19 protein-coding genes are annotated in these 21778 nt (G+C 64.7%); 9 read left to right on the top strand and 10 right to left on the bottom strand.

The window, feature by feature from the left end:
• Positions 1-438: a GNAT family N-acetyltransferase gene (locus U5A52_RS25135; protein WP_321936629.1), complete on the bottom strand. Its 438-nt coding sequence runs from the start codon at positions 436-438 to the stop codon at positions 1-3.
• Positions 439-653: 215 nt separating this feature from the next.
• Here U5A52_RS25135 and U5A52_RS25130 point away from each other — a divergent pair, with 215 nt between their 5' ends.
• A complete protein-coding gene (locus U5A52_RS25130) occupies positions 654-1673 on the top strand; it encodes an alcohol dehydrogenase (RefSeq protein ID WP_321936628.1) in 1020 nt (339 codons plus the stop codon).
• 36 nt (positions 1674-1709) lie between these two features.
• Here the strand turns inward: U5A52_RS25130 and U5A52_RS25125 are convergent, their stop codons facing one another.
• A complete protein-coding gene (locus U5A52_RS25125) occupies positions 1710-3476 on the bottom strand; it encodes a sulfate permease (RefSeq protein ID WP_321914123.1) in 1767 nt (588 codons plus the stop codon).
• Positions 3477-3876: 400 nt separating this feature from the next.
• Here U5A52_RS25125 and U5A52_RS25120 point away from each other — a divergent pair, with 400 nt between their 5' ends.
• Complete coding sequence (locus U5A52_RS25120; protein WP_321914124.1) at positions 3877-4458, top strand: ANTAR domain-containing response regulator; 582 nt, start codon at positions 3877-3879, stop codon at positions 4456-4458.
• Positions 4455-5576: a CmpA/NrtA family ABC transporter substrate-binding protein gene (locus U5A52_RS25115; RefSeq protein WP_321936627.1), complete on the top strand. Its 1122-nt coding sequence runs from the start codon at positions 4455-4457 to the stop codon at positions 5574-5576. The genes U5A52_RS25120 and U5A52_RS25115 overlap by 4 nt, the downstream gene beginning before the upstream one ends.
• Positions 5577-5616: 40 nt before the next feature.
• On the opposite strand, the gene U5A52_RS25110 is transcribed toward U5A52_RS25115, so the two are convergent.
• The 5 genes from U5A52_RS25110 to U5A52_RS25090 form a co-directional block, all read right to left on the bottom strand.
• Positions 5617-5910 (bottom strand): antibiotic biosynthesis monooxygenase, encoded by a 294-nt coding sequence (locus U5A52_RS25110; RefSeq protein ID WP_321914126.1) that lies wholly within the window; start codon positions 5908-5910, stop codon positions 5617-5619.
• Positions 5911-5949: 39 nt separating this feature from the next.
• A complete protein-coding gene (locus U5A52_RS25105; protein WP_321936626.1) occupies positions 5950-7059 on the bottom strand; it encodes an NAD(P)/FAD-dependent oxidoreductase in 1110 nt (369 codons plus the stop codon).
• Between the two features lie 160 nt (positions 7060-7219).
• Entirely contained in the window at positions 7220-8335 is a 1116-nt protein-coding gene (locus tag U5A52_RS25100) for a porin (RefSeq protein WP_415774051.1), read from the bottom strand.
• A gap of 202 nt (positions 8336-8537) precedes the next feature.
• Positions 8538-8897 (bottom strand): protocatechuate 3,4-dioxygenase, encoded by a 360-nt coding sequence (locus tag U5A52_RS25095; protein ID WP_321914128.1) that lies wholly within the window; start codon positions 8895-8897, stop codon positions 8538-8540.
• A complete protein-coding gene (locus U5A52_RS25090) occupies positions 8894-9739 on the bottom strand; it encodes a gallate dioxygenase (protein WP_321914129.1) in 846 nt (281 codons plus the stop codon). The genes U5A52_RS25095 and U5A52_RS25090 overlap by 4 nt, the downstream gene beginning before the upstream one ends.
• Positions 9740-10112: 373 nt before the next feature.
• Between U5A52_RS25090 and U5A52_RS25085 the strand changes: the two genes are divergently transcribed.
• From U5A52_RS25085 to U5A52_RS25070, 4 genes are all read left to right on the top strand, one after another.
• Positions 10113-10838, top strand: a complete 726-nt coding sequence (locus U5A52_RS25085) for a GntR family transcriptional regulator (protein ID WP_321914130.1) — start codon at positions 10113-10115, stop codon at positions 10836-10838.
• A 40-nt stretch (positions 10839-10878) separates the two neighbouring features.
• Positions 10879-12138, top strand: a complete 1260-nt coding sequence (locus U5A52_RS25080; protein ID WP_321914131.1) for a LysR family transcriptional regulator — start codon at positions 10879-10881, stop codon at positions 12136-12138.
• A 47-nt stretch (positions 12139-12185) separates the two neighbouring features.
• On the top strand, positions 12186-12620 hold the full coding sequence (locus U5A52_RS25075; RefSeq protein ID WP_321936625.1) for a hypothetical protein: 435 nt from the start codon (positions 12186-12188) through the stop codon (positions 12618-12620).
• 197 nt (positions 12621-12817) lie between these two features.
• Positions 12818-13945 (top strand): aminotransferase class V-fold PLP-dependent enzyme, encoded by a 1128-nt coding sequence (locus U5A52_RS25070; RefSeq protein ID WP_321936624.1) that lies wholly within the window; start codon positions 12818-12820, stop codon positions 13943-13945.
• Positions 13946-14034: 89 nt separating this feature from the next.
• Here U5A52_RS25070 and U5A52_RS25065 read toward each other — a convergent pair whose 3' ends face one another.
• Complete coding sequence (locus U5A52_RS25065) at positions 14035-14730, bottom strand: 4-carboxy-4-hydroxy-2-oxoadipate aldolase/oxaloacetate decarboxylase (RefSeq protein ID WP_321914133.1); 696 nt, start codon at positions 14728-14730, stop codon at positions 14035-14037.
• The gene (locus U5A52_RS25060) at positions 14727-15458 is read right to left on the bottom strand and encodes a PIG-L deacetylase family protein (protein ID WP_321914134.1); all 732 of its coding nucleotides are present in this window, start codon (positions 15456-15458) and stop codon (positions 14727-14729) included. Before U5A52_RS25060 ends, U5A52_RS25065 begins: the two co-directional genes overlap by 4 nt.
• A gap of 498 nt (positions 15459-15956) precedes the next feature.
• On the opposite strand from U5A52_RS25060, the gene U5A52_RS25055 reads away from it, so the two are divergent.
• The gene (locus tag U5A52_RS25055; protein WP_321936623.1) at positions 15957-18188 is read left to right on the top strand and encodes a TonB-dependent siderophore receptor; all 2232 of its coding nucleotides are present in this window, start codon (positions 15957-15959) and stop codon (positions 18186-18188) included.
• Between the two features lie 101 nt (positions 18189-18289).
• Here U5A52_RS25055 and U5A52_RS25050 read toward each other — a convergent pair whose 3' ends face one another.
• Positions 18290-18958 (bottom strand): O-methyltransferase, encoded by a 669-nt coding sequence (locus U5A52_RS25050; protein ID WP_321936622.1) that lies wholly within the window; start codon positions 18956-18958, stop codon positions 18290-18292.
• Positions 18959-19389: 431 nt separating this feature from the next.
• Between U5A52_RS25050 and bcsB the strand changes: the two genes are divergently transcribed.
• Positions 19390-21777 carry a cellulose biosynthesis cyclic di-GMP-binding regulatory protein BcsB gene (bcsB, locus tag U5A52_RS25045; RefSeq protein WP_321914137.1) on the top strand — a complete coding sequence of 796 codons (2388 nt, stop codon included), beginning with the start codon at positions 19390-19392 and terminating at the stop codon, positions 21775-21777.
• Position 21778: the final 1 nt, after the last annotated feature.

Below are 21778 nucleotides of genomic sequence, written 5' to 3'. Positions count from 1 at the left end.
TCACCCTCGCCTCATTTGCCATGACGTGTCAGTACTATTCACGACCTGAAACCCAAAGCGCTCGTAAAGGCCGATCGCGCGATTGCCTTTCAAAACACTTAGCTTGACAGGCACACCGGCGCCGTCCGCCTGCTTCAAAAACTCATGGAGAAGATGGGCCGCGATGCCGCGACCCTGCCAGGCCAGGAGAATCTGGATTTGCACGATGGTCCATTCATCTGCATCCCGAAAGAATTTGAAAAGGCCGAGTCTTTCGGACCCGCAGCAAACGATATAGGCATCGTTGTAGCGGTAACGAAGACGCGCCCAATGCGCGCGCTCGTCGGTCGACTCGCCAGCGCGTGCCAGGTGTTCGTCCATCGTCGCCCTGCGCAAATCGAACAGAAATGGCTCGTCGGCAGGCGTCGCTGCGCGCAGCGTAACTTCAAGATTGTTCATTCGCCCCGGTCATCCGTATCGTTGGCACTTCCGGTAATTGTTGACGGTCGCCAGTACGTTGTCGACTGCCCGCGTAACCCCAACGCTAACAAACATCCCCCTCGAGTGCCCACGCCGCGCAACACGAAGCGCTCTCACCATCGTCCTACAATGTCGCGGTAGTCGCACGTCGCCACGACATCACCGGCGAAAGCCCACTTTCCCAGGAGCAGACGATGGCAAAGATGCACGCAGTACAGGTAGCAGAACCGGGTGCCCCGCTCGAACTGGTTGAACGCGATATTCCCGAGCCGCCCGAAGGACACGTCCTCGTCAAGGTGCACGCCTGCGGGATCTGCCATAGCGATTCGCTCACGAAGGAAGGCCATTGGCCAGGCCTCCAGTTTCCGCGCGTGCCCGGCCACGAGATCGCGGGCGTGATCGCAAAGCTAGGCGCGCGCGTCGAGGATTGGCAGGTCGGGCAGCGCATCGGCGTGGGCTGGCACGGCGGCCATTGCGGCCATTGTGAACACTGCCGGCACGGCGACTTCGTGCTTTGCAAGAACGGGCAAATTCCCGGCATCAGCTACGACGGCGGCTATGCCGATTACATGGTGGCGCCGCAGGAAGCGCTCGCGCGCATGCCCGACGACCTCTCCGACGTCGACGCCGCGCCGCTTCTGTGCGCCGGCATCACCACCTTCAACGCGCTGCGCCACAGCGGCGCGCGCGCGGGCGATGTCGTAGCGATCCTCGGTATTGGCGGGCTCGGCCATCTCGGCGTGCAGTACGCGCGCAAAATGGGCTTCGTCACCGTAGCCATCGCGCGCGGGCAGAACAAGGCGCCGCTCGCGAAGCAACTCGGCGCGCATCACTATATCGACAGCGCCTCGCAGGACGTCGCGCAGGCGTTGCTCGCGCTAGGCGGCGCGCGCGTGATCCTCGCCACGGCCACGAGCGGCAAGGCCATGAGCGCCGCGCTGGGCGGCCTTGGCCTGAACGGCAAGATGATCATGGTCGGCGTCTCGCAGGAGCCCGTGGAGGTGCCGATCACGCAGTTCATCATGGGCCGCCACTCGGTGCAGGGCTGGCCCTCGGGCACCGCTGCCGACTCTCAGGAGACCCTGGCGTTCAGTGCGCTCTCCGGCGTGAAGCCGATGATCGAGGAATATCCGCTGTCGCGCGCCGCAGAAGCCTATGAGCGGATGATAAGCGGCAAAGCGCGCTTTCGCGTGGTGCTCAAGCCCGGCGCCTGAGTCGGCGAGCGTTGCGAACGGCGCACTTCCGTCACACTAGCGCCCCTCTTGCGGCCCGGCCTCGTCCTTTGCGAGGCCGGCCTCGCCGACATAGCGATCGACAGCACTGCTTACGGTCGGATCGAAACGGTCCGGGCCGATGTCCTCGAGCAAATCGAAGCGCTTGAGCTTGTCGCGCACCGGGTCTTTCATCTCCGCAAAATGCAGCGCGACGCCGCGCTCGCGCAACGCGTGGGTCAGCTCGCGCAGCATGTCGGCGGACGTGACGTCCACGCTCGTCACGGGCTCCGCCGCCACCACGACCCGGCGCACCGGTGTGGGCGACGCTTCCACCGCCTCCATCAGGCGTTGCGCAAACAGCTCGGCATTCGCGAAGAACAACGGCGCGTCCCAGCGAAACAGCACGAGGCCCGGCGTGCGCACGGCTTCGGGATAGCGCTCGATATCGTGATAGCCGCGCAATCCTTCCACGCGGCCAAGCACCGCGAAGTGGGGCCGCCAGCCGTCCCAGAGAAATTCGATGACGGCGATCAACACGGCGAGGCCTATGCCGGGAATCGCCCCGAACACCGCGACGGCCACGAAGCAGCCGATGGATAGCCAGAACTCCCACTGCTGAATGCGGTAAATGCGTTTGAGATCCGCGAATTCGAACAGCCCCAGTGCGGCGGCGATCACCACGGCCGCCAGCGCGCTGTTGGGCAAATAGCGCAACAGATTGGGCGCGACCATGAGCAGCGCCGCCACCGCGAGCGCGCCCACCACGCCGGTGAGCTGCGTGCGGGCGCCCGCGGCCTCGGCAACCGGCGTGCGCGACGCGCTGCTGCTGATCGGAAAGCCCTGGAACAAGCCCGCCGCGAAGTTGGCCACGCCGAGGCCCACCATCTCCTGATTGGGATCGACGCGCGCATGAAAGCGCGCCGCATAGGTGCGCGAGAGCACGCTCGTATCGGCGAAGGCGATCAGCGCGACGGCCGCGCCGCCCAGGACGATCTTGACGAGGTCCACGTTGGCGACCCACGGCAGCGAGAGCCCAGGCAACCCCTGCGGAATCGTGCCCAGCACTTTGACGCCGAGGCTGTCGAGGTGGAAGAGACTCACCGAGAGCGTGGCCACGATCACGGCGATCAGGATGCCGGGCACTTTGTCAAAGCGCTTGAGCAGCAAGATCAGCACGAGGCTTCCCGCGCCCACGGCAAAGGTGTACCAGTTGGCCGCACCGCGCGCGACACCCTCGACGAGGCTGAACAGGTCGCGCATCGGGCCCTGCTCGTCGATAGAGATGCCGAAGAGTTTCGGCAACTGACTAATGAGCACGGCCAGCGCGATGCCGTTCATGTAGCCGTATCGAATGGGCTTGGACAGCAGCTCGGTAATGAAGCCGAGGCGCAAGAGCCCCATGACGACGCAGACGAGACCGGAAACGATCGCCATCATGCTCGCCACGCCGATGGCGCGCGCGGGGTCGCCGCCGGCCACCTGAACGACCACGGCGAGTATGGGCGCCGCGAGCGCGGAATCGGGGCCGAGTACGAGAATGCGGCTAGGCCCGAATAGGGCGTACGCCAGCAGCGGAATGATCGTCGCATAGAGACCGTAGACGCCGGGCACACCGGAAGCCGCCGCATAGGCAATGCCGACCGGCACGAGCATCGTGGTCAGCACGAGGCCCGCGGCAAGATCGTTCAGTAGCCAGGCGCGTTGGTAGGTCTTGAACAGCGTGACGCCGGGCAGCCAGCGCAGCCATGACCGGCTTGCGGTCGCACTTGCGGGCGGTGCATCGGTGGAAGCAGGTCTTTCCATTTCCATTGGCCGGTTAATTGTCGTGAGAATGCTGGCGCTGGGAATCGTGGAGCCGACTGCGTGCGCTAAAAAGAATAGTTGAAATGCCTTCGTCACAAAAGGCGAGTTTGGCCGCACTGACTGCGCAAGCCTGAGCGCCCGTGCGGACCGCACTTTTTCGTGCATCGCCCGCGGCCACTGCGCCAACTGGGTGCGCCCCGCCGGCGCCCGCACTGCTGCGGTGCACAACGCAGCATGCGCCGCGGTGCGTTGCGCCGCGCCCAAAGTTCCGTCCGGCAAGGTTCTCCGGCCAGGGGACCAACTGGCACATACCTTGCTGAACACTCATGCGCGCCCAGCGATGGCGCACAACGCACCGATTAACCGTCGAAGACGTCATGCCGACGACCACCGAATCCCCATGCTGCGCGTACTGCTCGTAACCGACACCGACAAGCCTATCGGCGACCTGCGCGACGCGCTCGCCAAGCTCGGCTACGACATGCTCGCCGAGCCTGCGACACCGCAGGCGCTGCACCGCGTCGTCGAGCGCGAGCGGCCCGACGTCATCATCATCGATACCGAGTCGCCCTCGCGCGACACGCTCGAACAGCTCGCGGTGATGAACGCCACCGCGCCGCGTCCGGTGCTGATGTTCAGCCACGACGCCAACCAGCAGCTCATCCGCTCTGCCGTGAGCGCGGGTGTGACCGCGTATCTCGTGGAAGGTCTCGCGAGCGAGCGCCTTGCGCCGATCCTCGAAGTCGCGCTCGCGCGCTTTGCCCAGGAAGCGCAGTTGCGCGAGCGTCTCACGCAGGCGGAGAACGAGCTGGCCGAGCGCAAGCTGATCGACCGCGCCAAACGCATCCTGATGGAGCAACAGAAGCTGACCGAGCCCGCCGCCTACGCGGCGCTGCGCAAGCGCGCGATGAACCAGAGCGTGAAGCTCGCCGAAGTCGCCCGCCAGATCGTCGCAGCGGGCGACGTGCAGGACCGACCATGAACGCCACCACCACGCTCGGCGCGCCCGAGAAAACCCATCTGAAGATCGGCTTCGTGCCGCTCGCCGACGCCGCGCCGCTCGTCGCCGCGAAGCTGCTCGAGTTCGGCCACGCGCACGGCCTCACGCTCGAACTCTCGCGCCAGCCCTCGTGGGCCGCGCTGCGCGACAAGCTGCTCTCTGGCGAACTCGACGCCGCGCATTCGCTCTACGGGCTCGTGTATGGCGTGCAGCTCGGCCTTGGCGGCCCGCAAACCGACATGGCCGTGCTGATGGTGCTCAATCGCAACGGTCAGGCGATCACGCTTTCGAACCGTCTCGCGGACGCGCTCGCCGAACACGGCTCGCTGCCGCGCGCGCTCGCAACGCTTGCGCGCAAGCCCGTGTTCGCTCAGACCTTTCCCACCGGCACGCACGCGATGTGGCTGTATTACTGGCTCGCTTCGCAGGGCGTGCATCCGCTGCGCGACGTCGAGAGCGTGGTGATACCGCCGCCGCAGATGGTGGCCGCCCTGGCCGAAGATCGCCTCGACGGCCTGTGCGTGGGCGAGCCGTGGGCGGGGCTCGCCGAGCAGCGCGGCGTGGGACGCACGATCATCGCGAGCGGGGCGATCTGGCCGGATCATCCCGAGAAAGTGCTCGCCTGCCGGCGCGATTTCGTGGCGCGCCACCCGAATACGGCGCGCGCCCTGGTGCAGACGATGCTCGAAGCGTGCCGCTGGCTGGACGGCGAAGGCAATCGGCGCGAGATTGCGCAGTGGCTCGCGCGCCCCGAGATGCTGGGCGTGGACGCCAGGCTGATCGCGGCCCGGCTAGAAGCCGATGCGGCTTCGAACGCGCCCGGAATGAAGTTCTTCGAAGAAGGCCGCGTGAACTATCCGCGCGAATCGGAGGGCGTGTGGTTTCTTACGCAGTTCGAACGATGGGGCATGCTCGCGCGGCGAAGCGACTATCGCGAGATCGCTTGCGCGCTCAATCAGACGGCGATGTATGCGCAAGCGGCCGCGACGATAGGGGTTGAAGTGCCTCGCGACGCGGTGAGCGCGCCGTTCATCGATGGACGCGTTTGGGACGGGGAAGATGCAGTGGGGTACGTGGAGGGGTTCGATATCAAGGCGTAAGCGCAGCGGGCGGCAACGCAACCCGCCCGCGCCCTGCGAGTTACTTCACCACGACCTGCGTGTGCCCCACGACCGGCGGCTTCTCGAAGTACGGGCCGACGAGGCGCCGCCACTCCTGAAAGTCATCCGACTCGCGAAAGTGCACCATGTGATCCTCGACGGTATCCCACTGCACGACGAGCACATACTGGTTCGGCTCTTCCACGCCGCGCTGCAGTTCCACGGCGCGGCAGCCGCGCGCACGGTGAAAGAGCGGCAGCGCTTGCGCCACGGCCGCCTCGAATTCGGCGTTCTTGCCTGCGCTCACTGCGATATGCGCCATCTCGTAGACCATCCTGTTCTCCTTGTGATTCGCGTTGATTCGCGACTGCAGTCAGTTCATGTTTAGACGTTCGACCACCTCGTCCGCAATCGCGAGCGAAGCCGTCAGCCCCGGCGACTCGATGCCGTAGAGGTTCACGAGCCCGCTTACGCCGTGCTCGCGTGCGTCCTGGATCACGAAGTCGCCGCCATGCTTGCCCTCGGCCAGCTTCGGGCGGATGCCAGCATACCCCGGTTGCAGCGAGTCGTCAGGCAGCGCTGGCCAGTAGGTGCGAATCGCCTCGTAGAATTTCGCCGCGCGGCCCGGGTCCACGGTGTAGTCGATCGTGTCGATCCACTGCACGTCGGGGCCAAAGCGCGCCTGGTGGCCAAGGTCGATCGTCAGATGGACGCCCAGGCCCCCTTCCTCCGGCACAGGGTAGATGAGCCGCGAAAACGGCGCCGCGCCTGTAAGCGAGTAGTAATTGCCTTTCGCGTAGCGCACCGGCGGGATCGATTGCTGCGGCACGCCTTCGATGCAAGCCGCTACCTGCTGCGCGTAGAGGCCCGCGCTGTTCACCACGCGCGTGGCAAGCAATTCCATCGGCTCGTCGCCACCAACCTTGAGCAGCGTCGGCTGGCCCGGCGTCACCAGGCCACCCGTGACCGGCGAGCAAAACGCGAGCATGCCGCCCGCCGCTTCGAAGTCGCCCTGCAGCGCGAGCATCAAGCCGTGGCTGTCCACAATGCCCGTGGAGGGCGATTCGAGCGCAGCCACGCAATTGAGCGCGGGCTCCATGGCGCGCGCCTCGTCGCGCTCGAGCCAGCGCAGGTCGTTCACGCCATTGGCGGCCGCCGCCGCGCGAATCGCGCGCAGCGCGTCGAGCTGCCCTTCCTGTGTTGCGACGATGAACTTGCCGCAGCGGCTGTGTTCCACGCCCGTCTCTTCGCAATACGCGTAGAGCTGGCGCTTGCCCCGCACGCACAGCCGCGCCTTGAGCGAGCCTTGCGGATAGTAGATGCCCGCGTGTATCACTTCGCTGTTGCGCGAACTGGTGCCCGTGCCGATGGCGTTTTCCGCCTCGACGAGGACGGTTTCCCAGCCTTGCCGCGCACACGCTCGCGCAACCGCGAGACCAACTACGCCCGCGCCGATCACGACGCAATCCACCGTGTCCGTCATGAAACTTCCTTTCTCGTCACGCGAGTGCTGTTTCGACTGGCGCTATTTTGCCCAATTCGCGTGCATTGCGTGAAAGGACGCGCAGCATGAAAAAACGCCGCGCGATCAGGCGATCGGGCGGCGTCAAACAACTACCGGAGAAAATGAGGCTAGACGTGCATCAGAAGTGCGTATGCAGGCCCACGCGCGCAACCGCCTGGCTCTGACCGCTCGAAGCGCCGTCCGAGGAGTTCATGCCGTTGATCTGCGCAAGACCGCCCGAGCTGGCACGCTGGTACACGCCCAGCACGTACACGCTGGTGCGCTTGGAGAGCGCGTAATCGACGATCGCCGCGACCTGGTGAGCGTGATTGTTGTCGACCACCTCGTTGCCCTTCATGTACATGTACGACGCGCCGGCGCTCAGCGCAGGCGTGAAGTTGTAGTGCGCGCCTACCGAGCCCTCGTACACCGAGCCGCCGTTGGCCGAGTTATGCACCGTGGTGAAGAGCGCATTCGTAATCCAGCCGCCAAAACGGTAATGCGCGCCAATACCCCAGTTGCGCACGCTCACGTCGCCTTCGCCCGTCACGACGGTCTTGAGATTCGTATAGGCCGCGTTCACGCCGAAGTCATGCGCCGAGTAGTTCAGCGCGAAGCTCGTGCCGTTGCCCGTGCCGATCGAACCGGCCACGCCGCCGAAGCTGTACATCGCGCCCGCGCTGAAGCCGCCGAACGTCGGCGACAGATACTTCACGGAGTTGTTGACGGTCTCGCCTGCCATGCGGTCCCAGTCGAATGCACCGGTCGCGTTGTTCGGCAGCGCGAGCTTCTGGAACGGACCCGCGCGGAAATCATAAAAGTGGCCCGAGAGTTCCGCCGGATCGTTGCCTGCGAAATACAACGAGTCCGTCATGAAGTCGTACTGGTTGCCGAGCGTGAGCTTGCCCAGCTTGTCGTTGCTCAGGCCCAGAATCGAGGTACGGCTAAAGAGGCTCTTGTTCGGCATGAAGGCGCCGTTGTCCACCTGGAACTGGTTGACGAGCTGGAAGAAGGCCTTCGTGCCGCCGCCCAGGTCTTCCGTGCCGGTGATGCCCCAGAGGTTCGGGCCGTTCACACCGTCGTCCATCTTGAGGTTGTGCTTGCCGCCCTGGTTGCTCACGTAGGTAATGCCCGTGTCCATCATCCCGTAGAGCGTCACGCTGCTTTGCGCGAACGCAGGTGCCGCGCATGCCATCGCGCCGATGGCCCCCGTAATCGCCAATGCAATTTTTTTGTACTGCTTATGATCCTGCATTCTCCAAGTCTCCTGTTTTGAACAAACCTGTTTATTCGAGCATCGAAGGTTATCCGGCTCGCCACCCCGAGATCAGGCGAGCCGCAAGCAAGCGCGCGGCATATGGGCCACGCGGGTCAAACGCGCTCGAGCGGGCAAAACGCCCGCTTAAGCGCAAAAGCGAATCGGGAGATCAAGCGGGATAAAACGGTCGATCGAGCGATCAAACCGCGTCGGGCACCTTGCGCGTCTTCAGGAACGCCTCGAGGGTTTCGCCGCGCATGCTCGCGTACATGCCGAGATTCGTGATCTTCACCACGCGCGCGAACTTCTCCAGCACGAAAAAGCACACGCCGTATTGAATGAGGCCGAGCCAGTCCGTTGCGTCGATGAGCGCGCGCTCCTCGTTGGTAAGCGCCGCTGCGTCGTAGGCGGCCTTGCGATCGCTCAGCCACAGTTCGCGCGCCTGCGGCAAACGCATTTCCCAGAAGAAGCGGTTCAGGCGCATGGCCTTCATGCTCTGGCGAATGTCGAACGGGTAGGTGCCCGTGAGTTCCTCGATGCCAGCCAGTTGCGGATTCATTGCTGGCCCTCTTCTTCGTACACCGTGACCGCCATCGCCGTGCTGGTCGCGAGATAGTAGTTGCGATGGACTTCGCGGATCTTGCCGCCCAGCGCCCCGCGCATGGCGAGCCACATGATCGTCTCCACGCTCTCCGCGCCGCCAAGGCGCACGTAATCCACGTGCTTCATGCGAGCGAGGCGCTCCGGATCGTTCACGATCAGGTCGAGAAACTCCATGTCCCATTCGGTGTTGTTGTAGCCGCTGCGCTCGCCGTGTACCTGGTGCGAAAGGCCGCCCGTGCCCACCACGACGATATCGAGGTCCTGCTCGAACGATTCGATCGCGCGGCGCAGCGCTTGGCCGATCCGGTAGCAGCGGTTGGCGGTCGGCAGCGGATACTGCAGCACGTTCACCTGGATCGGCACCAGCGCGGCGGGCCATCCGCCTTCGTGCGGCAGCATGAGCGAAAGCGGCGAATTGCAGCCGTGGTCGAGCGGTTTGTCCTGGAAGATCGTGAGGTCGAACTCGTCGTTCACGAGTTGCTCGGCAATGTGGATCGCGAGGTCGGGGTGGCCCGCAATGTCCGGCAGCGCGCGTTTGCCCGCGCCTTCGTCGGCGAACTCGTGCCTGGCGGAAACGCCCAGCGCGAAGGTCGGGTAGCAGTCGAAGAAGAAGCTGTTGGCGTGGTCGTTGTAGAACATCACGAGCGCGTCCGGCTTGCGCTCGGCGAGCCACTGCGCCACCGGTTCGTACCCCTGGAAGAGCGGCGCCCACGCGGGTTCGTTCTGCTTGCCCTTGTCGTATGCCATGCCGATTGTCGGCACGTGCGATGTGCCGATGCCGCCCACTATTCTTGCCATGATCTTGCCCTCTGCTGCTGTTCATGCGGCGCACTCGCGCCGCGCTGGACCGGATACGTCGGCAGACGCCTTCGATCCATCAATTGGGATACGAAATTACAAAAATGCCGCCCAAACCGTAAGCAAGGGTTAACCACGAATTTTTCCCTTTTCCTCATGAATTCAGGGCTTTTGAGCGTTTTCGCACACTCGGCCGATCGCTCAAACCCGCGCGCCGTAACGGTTTTTGGTATCCTGAAAGACCATTGCGGGAAGTGCGGAAGATCCGCCCCGGCAACGCCCTCATAAACGAAACAGATATCAAAAGAACGAACTCGCAAGGGCCACGCGCGCCATACGCCGCGCGCCTCGCACACTGCGATTCACGCAAGACATGAACGGGACGACCCAGCAAACTATCGTGCAGGCGCTGCGCACGCGCATCCTGTCCGGCGAACTCGCGCCCGGCGAACGGCTCGTCGAGGCCCAGCTCGCCGAGCGCCTCGGAATTTCACGCACGCCGCTGCGCTATGCGCTCAGTGTGCTCGCCACCGAGGGCCTCGTCGAGCGCTCGGGCGCGCGCGGCTATACAGTGCGGCGCTTTTCGGTGACCGACGTGCTCAACGCCATTGACGTGCGCGGCGTGCTCGAAGGGCTCGCCGCACGCACGGTCGCCGAGCGCGGTGTGGATGCGGCGCTCGCGCGCGCGCTCGAAGACTGCCTGCGCGAGGGCGACGCGATTTTCGCGGCCGGCGTGCTCGACAGCGAAGCGGAAACGCGCTACGCCGCGATGAACGGCCGCTTCCACGCACTCATTGTGGAAGCGGCGCACAATCTCGCGGTGAGCGCCGCGCTCGCGCTCAACGACAAGATTCCATTCGTCTCGCCGGGCACGGTGGTGTTCGACAAGGCCGCGCAGCAGCGCCAGTTCATGATGCTCTCGTATGCGCACCGCCAGCATCACGCGATTGTCGGCGCGCTCGTGAACGGCGAAGGCGCGCGCGTCGAAGCGCTGATGAAAGAGCACACGCATATTTCGAAGGAGAGCCTCAATCTCTCGGTCGACCGCCTGCATCTGAGCGCAGTTGGCGCCGCAGTGGCCGCCGCAGTGGCCGCATGAGACACGGCACGTATCCCACCCAAAACGACATGATCGCGCCGTGAGCCAGCCCGAACTCCTGAATCTCGCGCATCTGCGCGCCTTTCGCCTCGTTGCCGACACCGGCAGCGCCACGCGCGCCGCTTCGGCCCTGTATCGCGCGCAGTCGGCCGTCACGCGCTCGGTACAGGAACTGGAGACGGCGCTCGGCGCGCCGCTCTTCGAGCGCAAGCCATCGGGCATGCTGCCCACGGCCGTGGGCCGCGTGGTGCTCGAGCGCTGCGCGCGCATTTTTGGCGAACTGGAAGAGCTGGCGCAGTGGTGCGCCGCGCGCCAGGCGCGCCGTCGCGCGTTGAGCGAAGGCACGCTGCCCGCGTATCTGCTCAACACACGGCGGCTGCAGCTATTCGTCGCGCTGGCGCGGCATCGCCACATGCCGAGCACGGCCAATGCATTCGGCATCAGCCAACCCGCGGTGAGCAGCGCCATGCGCGTGCTCGAAAGCGGCTCGGGCGTCACGCTCTTCCATCGCGGACCGCGCGGCGTGCTGCTTACGGCTGAAGGCGAAACGTTCCTGCTGCACGTGCGGCGCGCGCTCAACGAATTGCGCCACGTGCCCGACGATATCGCGGCGCTGCACGGCAATATCCAGGGCTCGGTGACGGTGGGCGCGCTGCCTTTGGGCCGCACGCTGATCCTGCCCGCCGCGATCGCGCGTCTTTCCGCGCAGCATCCAGGCGTGCGCGTGGTGACCGACGAAAGCGCTTATGAGCTGCTCGTGGCGGGCCTGCGCGCGGGCGACGTGGACTTCGTGCTCGGCGCGCTGCGCGAAAACGACGCGGCCAGCGGCCTTGGCAACGAGCGGCTGATGTCGGAGGACATGGTGGTGCTCGCGCGGCATGACCATCCGCTCGCGAAAAAGCATGGTCTCACGCTGAACGATCTGCGTGACGCACAATGGATTCTTTCGCGCACGCATTCGCCCTCGCGCGGGCTGCTCGAGGCGCAGTTCCGTCGCGTGAAGCTCAAGCCGCCGCTGCCCACCGTCGAAACCGCTGACCTCGCCGTGATTCGCGGGCTGCTGCTCGGCACGGACATGATCACGGCGCTCTCGGCGCAGCAGTTGCATTACGAAATCGAGTCGGGCCAGTTGGTGATCCTCGACGTGCCGTTGCAGCACACGCGCCGCGATATCGGGCTCACGCTGCGCGCGCAGGGCTCGCCCTCGCCTGCGGCGCGTGCGCTGATCGACGCGATCCGGCTCGCGGTCATGGACGTTGCGCCCGCAACGCGCGTGGTGGAGGGACGGCGCGCGGGCTGATCGTCGTGCGACAGAGCGTAGTGGTTCGCCAGCGCGGGAGTGCATACATGACAGAAGCATGGCAATTCCAGGTCCGTATCACCGTCACCCCCGCGTTGGCCGATGCGCTGCGTGCGGGCAGGCCCTACGACGGGCGCGATTTGCTCGAAGCTGTTTTGCGCGAGTACGACGCCTCTTTGAAGTGTCAGTTCGACGCGTTCGCCGACTATGTCGACGCAGCGGAACGCGAGGGGCGCGAGCGCTATCCGTTATATCAATGGACGAAAGACACGATTGGCAATCGCGAGAAAAAGGCGAAATACCTGAAGTCGTTCACGGTCTACATTCGCGGTGAAGAGGTCTACGACAGCGAGGCCGCCGACTCGCTGTATGCGCGGCTCTCCACCCTTGCTGATCAGGTGGGCATCGAAAGCGTGAGCCGGTTCGATACGAACCCGGCCAATAATCCGCAGCCGCCCGCGCGCAACCAAGGCAGACACTGACTCTGCCGCATCGCACCATTGTCACGGGCGACGCGACGCTGCATGCGTGCGCCGGATAGCCGGTAAAAATATGCCCCAAGCGACAGACGGCTTTCGTTAGAATCTATTTCCGTCGCGGCATAAAACATTTTGCATTGTTGCGGCAGTAGCGAACCGCAAATACTGCTCACAATGTTCATCCTTTATCGGAGGCGAGCGTGCCAGGTTTACTTCCCAACGTCGACCGCGAGGGACTCCTCGAATATTCAGTGGTCTACACCGACCGCTCGATCAATCATATGTCGCAGCGCTTTCAAGGCGTCATGCGAGATATCTCCGCGTCGCTGAAAAAAGTCTACAACGCGAAGTCGGTCGTGGTGGTTCCGGGCAGCGGGACTTTCGGCATGGAAGCCGTTGCCCGCCAGTTCGCGACGAACAAGAAATGCCTCGTCATTCGCAACGGCTGGTTCAGCTTCCGCTGGTCGCAGATTTTCGACATGGGCGGCATTCCGTCTGAATCGATCGTGTTGAAGGCGCGCCCGGTCGAACAGGGAAGGCAAGCCGCCTATGCACCGCCGCCCATCGAAGAAGTCGTTGCTGCGATCAAGGAGAACAAGCCCGATCTGGTCTTTGCGCCGCATGTCGAAACCGCATCCGGCATGATGCTGCCCAACGCGTATTTGCGCGCGGTGGCCGACGCTGTGCACGCCGTAGGCGGCATGTTCGTACTCGATTGCATCGCCTCCGGTACGGTCTGGGTCGACATGGAGGCGAGCGGCATCGATATCCTGATCAGCGCCCCGCAAAAGGGGTGGAGCGCTTCACCTTGCTGCGCATTGGTCATGCTCAACTCGCTCGCCCGCGAACGCATTGATGCCACGACCAGCACCAGCTTCGCCTGCGATCTTCGCAAGTGGCTGCAGATCATGGAAGCCTACGAGAACGGCGGGTTCGCTTATCACGCCACGATGCCCACGGACAGTCTCGCGACGCTGCGCGACGTGATCAAGGAAACCGAGGCTTACGGCTTCGACAAGGTGATGGCGGAGCAGCTCGAACTCGGCAAGCGCATTCGGGCGCTGCTCGCGAGCAAGGGGTTCAGAAGCGTAGCGGCCGAAGGTTTTCAGGCGCCGGGTGTCGTGGTCAGCTACTCCGACGACGATGGCATACGATCCGGCAAGAAGTTCGCCGACGCCGGCTTGCAGATCGCGGCCGGCGTGCCCCTGATGTGCGACGAGCCGGAAGACTTCAAGACCTTCCGCATTGGATTATTCGGCCTCGAAAAACTGCATGACGTCGAAGGCGCGGTCGGCAGGCTCGCCAAGGCGCTGGAGCGCATTCTCTGACGCAACGCCTCATGTAGTCACAAAGCGAAACGAGCGCCCTTGCGGCGCTCGTTTTCGTGCTTGCTGCTAGTGCGTCGTGCGTACCGGACTCAAGCGTCTGCCGCAGTGTTGACGTAGCGCAGGCCCTTTTCGGCAAGGCGCTCGCGCATGCCGTAATAGTCGAGGCCGAGCGTGCCGCCGGCGAGCACCGCGCGCGTTTTTTCTTCCTTGGCAAGGCGCGCCTGCGTCGCTTCCACGACCTTCGCAACCGTGTCGAACGGCACCACGACCACGCCGTCGTCGTCGGCCACGATCACGTCGCCCGGATGCACGATCTGCTGCGCGCACACCACCGGCACGTTCACCGAGCCGAGCGTTTCCTTCACCGTGCCTTGCGCCGAAACGGCCTTCGACCACACCGGGAAGTCCATCGCCTTCAGTGCGCGCACGTCGCGGCAACCCGCGTCGATAATGAGCCCGCGCACGCCGCGCGCCGCAAGCGAGGTGGCGAGCAGTTCGCCGAAGTAGCCGTCTTCGCAGGGCGACGTGGGCGCGGCCACGAGCACGTCGCCTTCACGGCACTGCTCCACGGCCACGTGCAGCATCCAGTTGTCCGAGGGCGGCATCAGCACGGTCACGGCCGAGCCCGCAATCGCGGCGCCCGAATAAATGGGCCGCAAATACGTGGCGAGCAAGCCAAGACGGCTTTGCGCCTCGTGCACGGTGGCCGAGCCGGCTTCCTTGAGGATTTCGATGTGGCGCGCGTCGGCGCGCGGAATCTGGGTGACGACTACACCGCGTTTCATGACAGATCTCCCACTACTGCGGGCGTCAGGCGCATATAGCCTTCCGCGTATTGAATGTCGCGCTTCGCCGTAATGCCGATGTTGCGCTTGGCCTGCACGCCGCGCTGCTGCGCGACACGCGTGTAGTACTCCCAAAGGTGTTCCTGGCCCGCCATGCACTCAATGGCGCGGCGCTTCACGTCCCACACTTCGGTAATGTCGAGGAAGGTGTTCGGAATCCACTCGCACTGCTCGGTCTGGTGCGGTTCGAACGCGTAGACGGGCGGCGCGCCGACGATCTTCTGCCCCGGATTGTGGCCCTCGGCCTGCGCGATGATGCGCGCTTCCTGGGCCACATGCATGGCGAGCGGATGATCGAAGTTGTACGGGTCCTTCTGCGAGTGGCTCAGCACGAAGGCCGGTTGCACGTCGCGATACACATCGACGAGGCGCATGAGCGCTTCATCGGAAACGCGCAGCGGATAGTCGCCCAGATCGAAGAACTCGCATTGGGCGCCCAGGATCTCCGCGGCGGCGAGCGCCTCCTCGCGGCGCGCGGCCTTCACTTTCTCGATGGTCATGTCGGGGCCCTTGCGCCAGAGCTTCGCCGACTCGCCGCGCTCGCCAAACGAGAGGCACACCACTTTCACGCGATAGCCGTTCTTCCTGTGCAGGGCAATCGCGCCGCCCGCGCGCCATACGAAATCCGCGCTGTGTGCGCTCACCACGAGCATCGATTGTTCAGTCATTTCCGGTTCACCAGACGTCCTTCATCACGAAGCCCCATTGTAGGTTTGGGCGCGCCTCGCGAACCAACGAAAGGACTGCCTAAAGGTATCGAATCTGCTTATTGGCACCGCAAACAAACCCTCTTGCGAACGAACCGGGCCGGGTTTTTCCCATGCGGCAGTCAGGAGCGCGTGCTGCGTTGGTTGAGCGCGCAACGTTGAGTGAAAGCGTACGCACTCAAGTCTTACGACCCTGAAATTTTTCGAACCTTTCGTTGCGCCCACATCGAATGCCTGATGCTGAAATTGTTGCGTAAACGCTGAATACACCTATTGACAGCAATATTTAAATAACAAGCATTCTCATTTGCAATACAATCCGCATACTTTTCCGGGCCGCTCATGGGGCCAGCTCCGCGAGCCCTGTCTGACCGGCAAAGCATAACCATTCGCCCGGAGCCTGAGCGCAGCACCAAGGCATCACGGAGCGCCAGCGCTACCTTGCTACGAACCCTTTTTATGTCCGCATCACGTTTGCCCTCGTCTTTCAACTTGCCTTCGCGTCTCCCGACTTCCCGCGCTGCCATCCTCGCCGCCATTGCTGTCGCCTTCAGCCTGCCCGCCGCGGCATTCGCGCAAGCTGCCGCAACGCCCACGGCAGCGAGCGGCGCCGCCGCAACCGGTGACGCAAGCAACGCCACGCTGCCCGCCGTGAAAGTGCAAGCGGCCCAGGAAAGGCTGCCGGGCGATCTGCAGCCGACCTTCGGCGGCGGCCAGGTGGCGCGCGGCGGCGACTTCGGCGTGTTCGGCTCGCAGAAGAACATCGACATGCCGTTCAGCATGGCGACGTACACGGCGAAGCTGATCGAAGACCAGCAGGCGCGCACCATCGGCGACGTGCTCTCGAACGATCCTGCTGTGCGCACGGCTTATGGCTACGGCAACTTCCAGGAGATCTACGTCATTCGCGGCTTCACGCTCGACAGCGACGACGTCTCGCTCAACGGCCTCTACGGCATCACGCCGCGCCAGCTCGTCGAGACCGCCGCGCTCGAGCGCGTGGACATCTTCAAGGGCGCGAGCGCGTTCGTGAACGGCGCCTCGCCCAACGGCAGCGCGATTGGCGGCAGCGTGAACCTGCAACTGAAGCGCGCCGACGACAAACCGCTCACGCGCGTGACGCTCGAAGGCAGCGCCTCGGGCGAGTTCGGCACGCATATCGACGTGGGCCGCCGCTTCGGCGACAACGACCAGTTCGGCATTCGCGTGAACCAGTCGAACCGCGACGGCGAAACGAGCATCGACGGTGAAAACCGCCGCAACAACCAGACGGCCGTGGCGCTCGACTGGCGCGGCGACAAGCTGCGCCTCGAAGGCGACTTCCTGTATCAGCGCCAGCACGTGTCGGACGGGCGCCCGGTGGTCTACGTCCTCGGCGACGAGATCCCGGCCGTGCCTTCGGCCACGCACAACTACGCGCAAACCTGGTCGTATAGCGATGCGGAAGACACGGTCGGCATCCTGCGCGCCGAATACGACTTCCTGCCCGGCTGGACCGCGTATGTGACGGGCGGCGTGCGCCACACGAACGAGCACGGCGAATACTTCTCGCCCTACTACACCGATCCCACGAACACCTATGGCTCGCGCCTGGGCGTCGTGCGCAAGGAAGGCGCGACCTCGGCGGAAGCGGGCGTGCGCGGCCACTTCGACACGGGCCCGGTGAGCCACTTCGTGACCGCGGGCGCCTCGATCGTGCGCGTGGAAACGCAGTCGGGCTGGACCTATGGCGGCCCGTTCACGACCGATCTCTACAACACGCCGCAGGTGCCGTATCCGGCCACCACGATGCAGGCCGGCATGGACGGCAACCCGCCGATCACGGCGCTGAACCTGCTGCGCAGCATCTCAGCTTCGGACACGCTCGGCTTCTTCCATGACCGCGTGCTGTTCACGGTGGGCGTGCGTCACCAGGAGATTCTGTCGAACGGCTACTCGTCGTCCACGCTGCTGCAAACGTCGAACTACAACGACTCGATCACCACGCCGCTGTTCGGCCTCGTGGTCAAGCCGTGGGAGAACGTGTCGATCTACGCGAACCGCAGCGAGTCGCTTTCGGCAGGCGGCATTGCCCCTCAAGGCACGACGAACTATGGCGCGCAGCTCGCGCCGGAACGCACGAAGCAGTATGAAGTGGGCGCCAAGTACGACAACGGCAAGTACGGCGCGCAGCTCGCGCTGTTCCAGCTCGAAAAGCCGCAGACGTACACCAATAGCGCGGGCGCCTATGTGGCCAACGGCAACGAGCGCCATCGCGGCGTGGAGGCGTCGGTGTTCGGCGAGGTGTACAAGGGCGTGCGTTTGATTGCGGGCGCAACCTATATCAACGCCGTGCAACTCGACACCGACGGCGGCTCGACCGACGGCAAGACGCCGGTGGGCGTGCCGAGCTTCCTGCTCAACCTGGGCGCCGAGTACGACGTGCCCTGGGTTCAGGGCCTCACGCTTTCGGCGCGCTGGACGCATACGGGTCCGCAGTATTTCGACGCGGCCAACACCATGTCGATCAAGGCATGGGACACGGTGGATATCGGTGCGCGCTATGCGACGAACGTGTTCGGGCGTCCGACTACGTTCCGCGCGAACGTGTATAACCTCGCGAACAAGGCGTACTGGTCGTCGACCAACGGCGGCTATCTGACGATGGGTGCGCCGCGTACCGTGCTGTTCTCGATGACGACGGACTTCTGATCGGCAATCGAGCGCACATAGCACTGTGAAGAAAGGGCCCGGCAGTTCATCTGCCAGGCCCTTTTTGCTTTTACCGTATGTCTACGGACAACGCACGTTCGTTATCTGCCCACCACCGTAATCGCAAACCCATCCCAGCCCTTGCTTCCCACCGTCTGCACAGCGGTCGTCGCCAGCCGCTCGTCGTGAGCCAGCATGTCGAAGTAGCGCCGCAAGCCGACCACATCGTCCTCGTGATGTGCAGGATCGGCCACGCGCCCTTCCCGCACCACGTTATCGGCAACGATGACCGTACCGGGACGCGATAGCTTCAGCACGCGTTCGAGGTAGTTCGGATTGTTGCTCTTGTCCGCGTCGATAAACACGAAGTCGAACGGCGGCTCGCCTTGCGCAATCAACGCGTCGAGCGATTCGAGCGCAAGTCCCGTCACGACCTTGACCTTCGCATCGAGCCCCGCCCGCGCGATGTTGGCGCGCGCAACGGCCGCGTTCTCCGGGCTGAATTCGAGCGACACCATCGCGCCATTGTCGGGCAGCGCGCGCCCAAGCCAGATCGCGCTATAGCCGCCCAGCGTGCCGATTTCGAGTATGCGCCGCGCGCCCTGAATGCGCGCGAGCAGATGCAGAAACTTGCCCTGATTCGGCGCCACGTTGATCGCACGCAGGCCCGCCTTCGCGCTTGCCGCGAGCGCGCCGTCGAGCGCGTCATCCGGGCCGATCAGCCGATCGCAGAACCAGTCATCCACTGCTTGCCACGTTTGCTCGTTCATTACCCTGTTCCCGTCTGGATCACGCTGCCAAGATTACCGCATCCGCTCGCGCAACATCAGTTCGGGATCCTGATTGAATGACTCTGAAAGCTGACTCGGCACGCGAGGCGCAAGACCCCGTTGCGCATTCGCAACGCCGCCGCTCTTTGTTGCGCGCTCAGGAATTGTCAAACGCCCCAAGCGGGCCGCCGCACCCACGCGCGCAACTGTCAAATCGGCCGCCAGGCCGCGCCGGCCCGTCGTCTGCGCGCGCTACGCAACAGGCATAAACACGTGCATTCATAGGGCACGATCCTCTGCTCTCCGCTACACTCCACCCACATTGACGCCGTTTCGAGATAACGACTGGCGGCACCACGCCGCTAATATCCCTGATCGCTGTCTTTACTGGATAAAGACAGTCACTGCGAAGAAAACAAAGGGCTGTTGCGATGCGACTATCCGTTCAAGTTGGGCTGGGCGCGCTCGTCGCCGGATTGCTGCTGGGGGCGAGCCTCTTCGCGGTGGACAAATCGGCTATCGCGGCTACACAGACCACCAAGGCGGCAGCGCCCGGAGCAAGCGACGTTCCCGCTGCCGCGCCGGCAGCGGCCTCCGCCGCGGTGACCGGGCCCGTTGTCATCCAGACGGCGCCCGGCGCCGTCATTCCCGGGCCTGCCGCGCCCGCGCCGCTTGGCGAGCCGCGCTCACGCACGTTCACGCTGCGCCAGATGGGTGTGTACGGGCCGATCGCGCTGCGCGGGCTCGATCCCACCGCCGGCATGAGCGTCGACGTGCGCACCGACGAAGTGGTGACTGGCGCGAAGCTCAAGCTCGTCTACACCTACTCGCCCTCGCTGATCTGGTCGCTTTCGCATCTCAAGGTGTTTGTGAACGGTGAAGTCGTCGCGACGATTCCGCTCGTGAAGGAGACAGCCGGGCAACTCGTGACGAGCGAGATCGATCTCGATCCGCGCCTCTTCACCGACTACAACCGCATCACCGTGCAGATGATCGCGCACTACACGCTCGATCATTGCGAGGATGCCTATCATTCGAGCCTCTGGGCCGACGTGAGTCCCGAGACGTCGCTCACGCTCAACACGGCGGGCATCGTCCTGCCGGATAGTCTTGCGCTGCTGCCCGTGCCGTTCTTCGACCGCCACGACAACCGGCTCGTGCGCGTGCCCTTCGTGCTGGCCGCCAACGCGGGCGTGCCCGTGCTGCGTGCGGCGGGCGTGGTCTCGTCGTGGCTCGGCGCGCTCGCGAGCTATCGCGGCTCGCGCTTCCCGGTCACGCGCACGGTGCCACCCGACGCCAACGCCATCGCGCTCGTGCTGCCGGGGCAGGTGCCCGAGGGGCTGAAGCTGCCGGAGATCACGGGCCCCACGATCTCGGTCATGGCGAACCCGGCCGCCGATCCGCAGTCGGGACGCAAGCTCCTCGTGCTCGCCGGCCGCACGCCCGAGGAACTCCAGAACGCCGCCTATGCACTCGCGCTCGGGCAAGCGGGCATGACGGGCAACAGCGTGATGGTGAAGTCGATCGATCTCGGGCCTGAGCGCAAGCCCTACGACGCGCCGAACTGGGTGCCCACCGACCGGCCCGTGCTGTTCCGCGAGCTGGTCACCGACCCGCAGCAGCTCCAGGTGTCGGGCTACAACCCACCCGCGATCCGCGTGAATCTGCGCGTGCCCGCCGACCTCTACGCGTGGGCGCGGGGCAACGTGCCGCTCGATATCCGCTATCGCTACACGGCGCCTTCCGCGTGGAACGACTCGGTGCTCAACGTGAGCATCAACGATCAGCTCGTGCGCTCGCAGCGGCTGCGGCCCGTCACGCGTGCCGCCGACGAAGCGCGCATCAACGTGCCGCTGCTCTCGGGCTCGGACACGCGCGCTGCGACCAATCTGGAGATTCCCGCGTTCCGCGTGGGCAGCGACAACCAGTTCCAGTTCCAGTTTCATATCGATTCGCAGAAGACGGGCCTGTGCACGTCCACCGCCACCGATGTCGCGCGTGCGGCCGTCGATCCCGACTCGGTCATCGACTTCAGCGGCTTCGCGCACTACACGGCGCTGCCCAATCTCGCCTACTTCGCGAACAGCGGTTATCCATTCACGCGCATGGCCGACCTCTCCGAGACGGCCCTCGTGATTCCGGACGAACCCGACACGAAGGATCAGGAAGCCGTGCTCACGCTGCTCGGCCACATGGGCCAGTGGACCGGCCTGCCCTCGCTGCGCCTGACGATCGTACCGGCCAGCCAGGTGGACACCGTGCGCAACAGCGACCTGCTCGTGCTCGGCGTGGGCTCGGGCGCGCAGTTGCTCGAAAAGTGGGGCAAGGACCTGCCGCTTCTCATCGAGCGCGGCAGGACCGAGGTGACCACGCGCGACCAGCGCTCCGGCTGGCCCGGCTGGCTTGGCGGCACCGAAGACGAAGACCCGACGCCGTCGGGTCGCTCGATCGTCACGCTCGGCGGACCGATGGCGGCGCTGATCGGCTTCGAGTCGCCGCTGAAGTCGGGCAGAAGCGTGGTGGCGCTCGCCACCACCTCGTCGGCCCAGCTCGGCGACGTGCTCGACGCGCTTCAGGACGGCGCCAGGATCTCGCAGATGCACGGCGACCTCACGCTCGTGCGCCACGGCCAGGTTGAAGGCCTGCGCGTGGGCGAGCGCTATTTCGTCGGCGATCTGCCGTGGTATGCGCGCGCCTGGGTGTTGATCTCGCGCTACCCGTCGCTGATGGCGCTCGCGGGCATTCTGGCCGGTCTGATCGTTGCGCTCACCGTGTTCTGGGCGCTCGGCCGCATGGCCACCCGCCGCTCCGGGACCTGAT

It is taken from the genome of Paraburkholderia sp. J8-2, from assembly GCF_905220195.1.
Taxonomy (GTDB): Bacteria; Pseudomonadota; Gammaproteobacteria; order Burkholderiales; family Burkholderiaceae; genus Paraburkholderia.
This window is presented reverse-complemented; position numbering and strand designations above follow the sequence as displayed.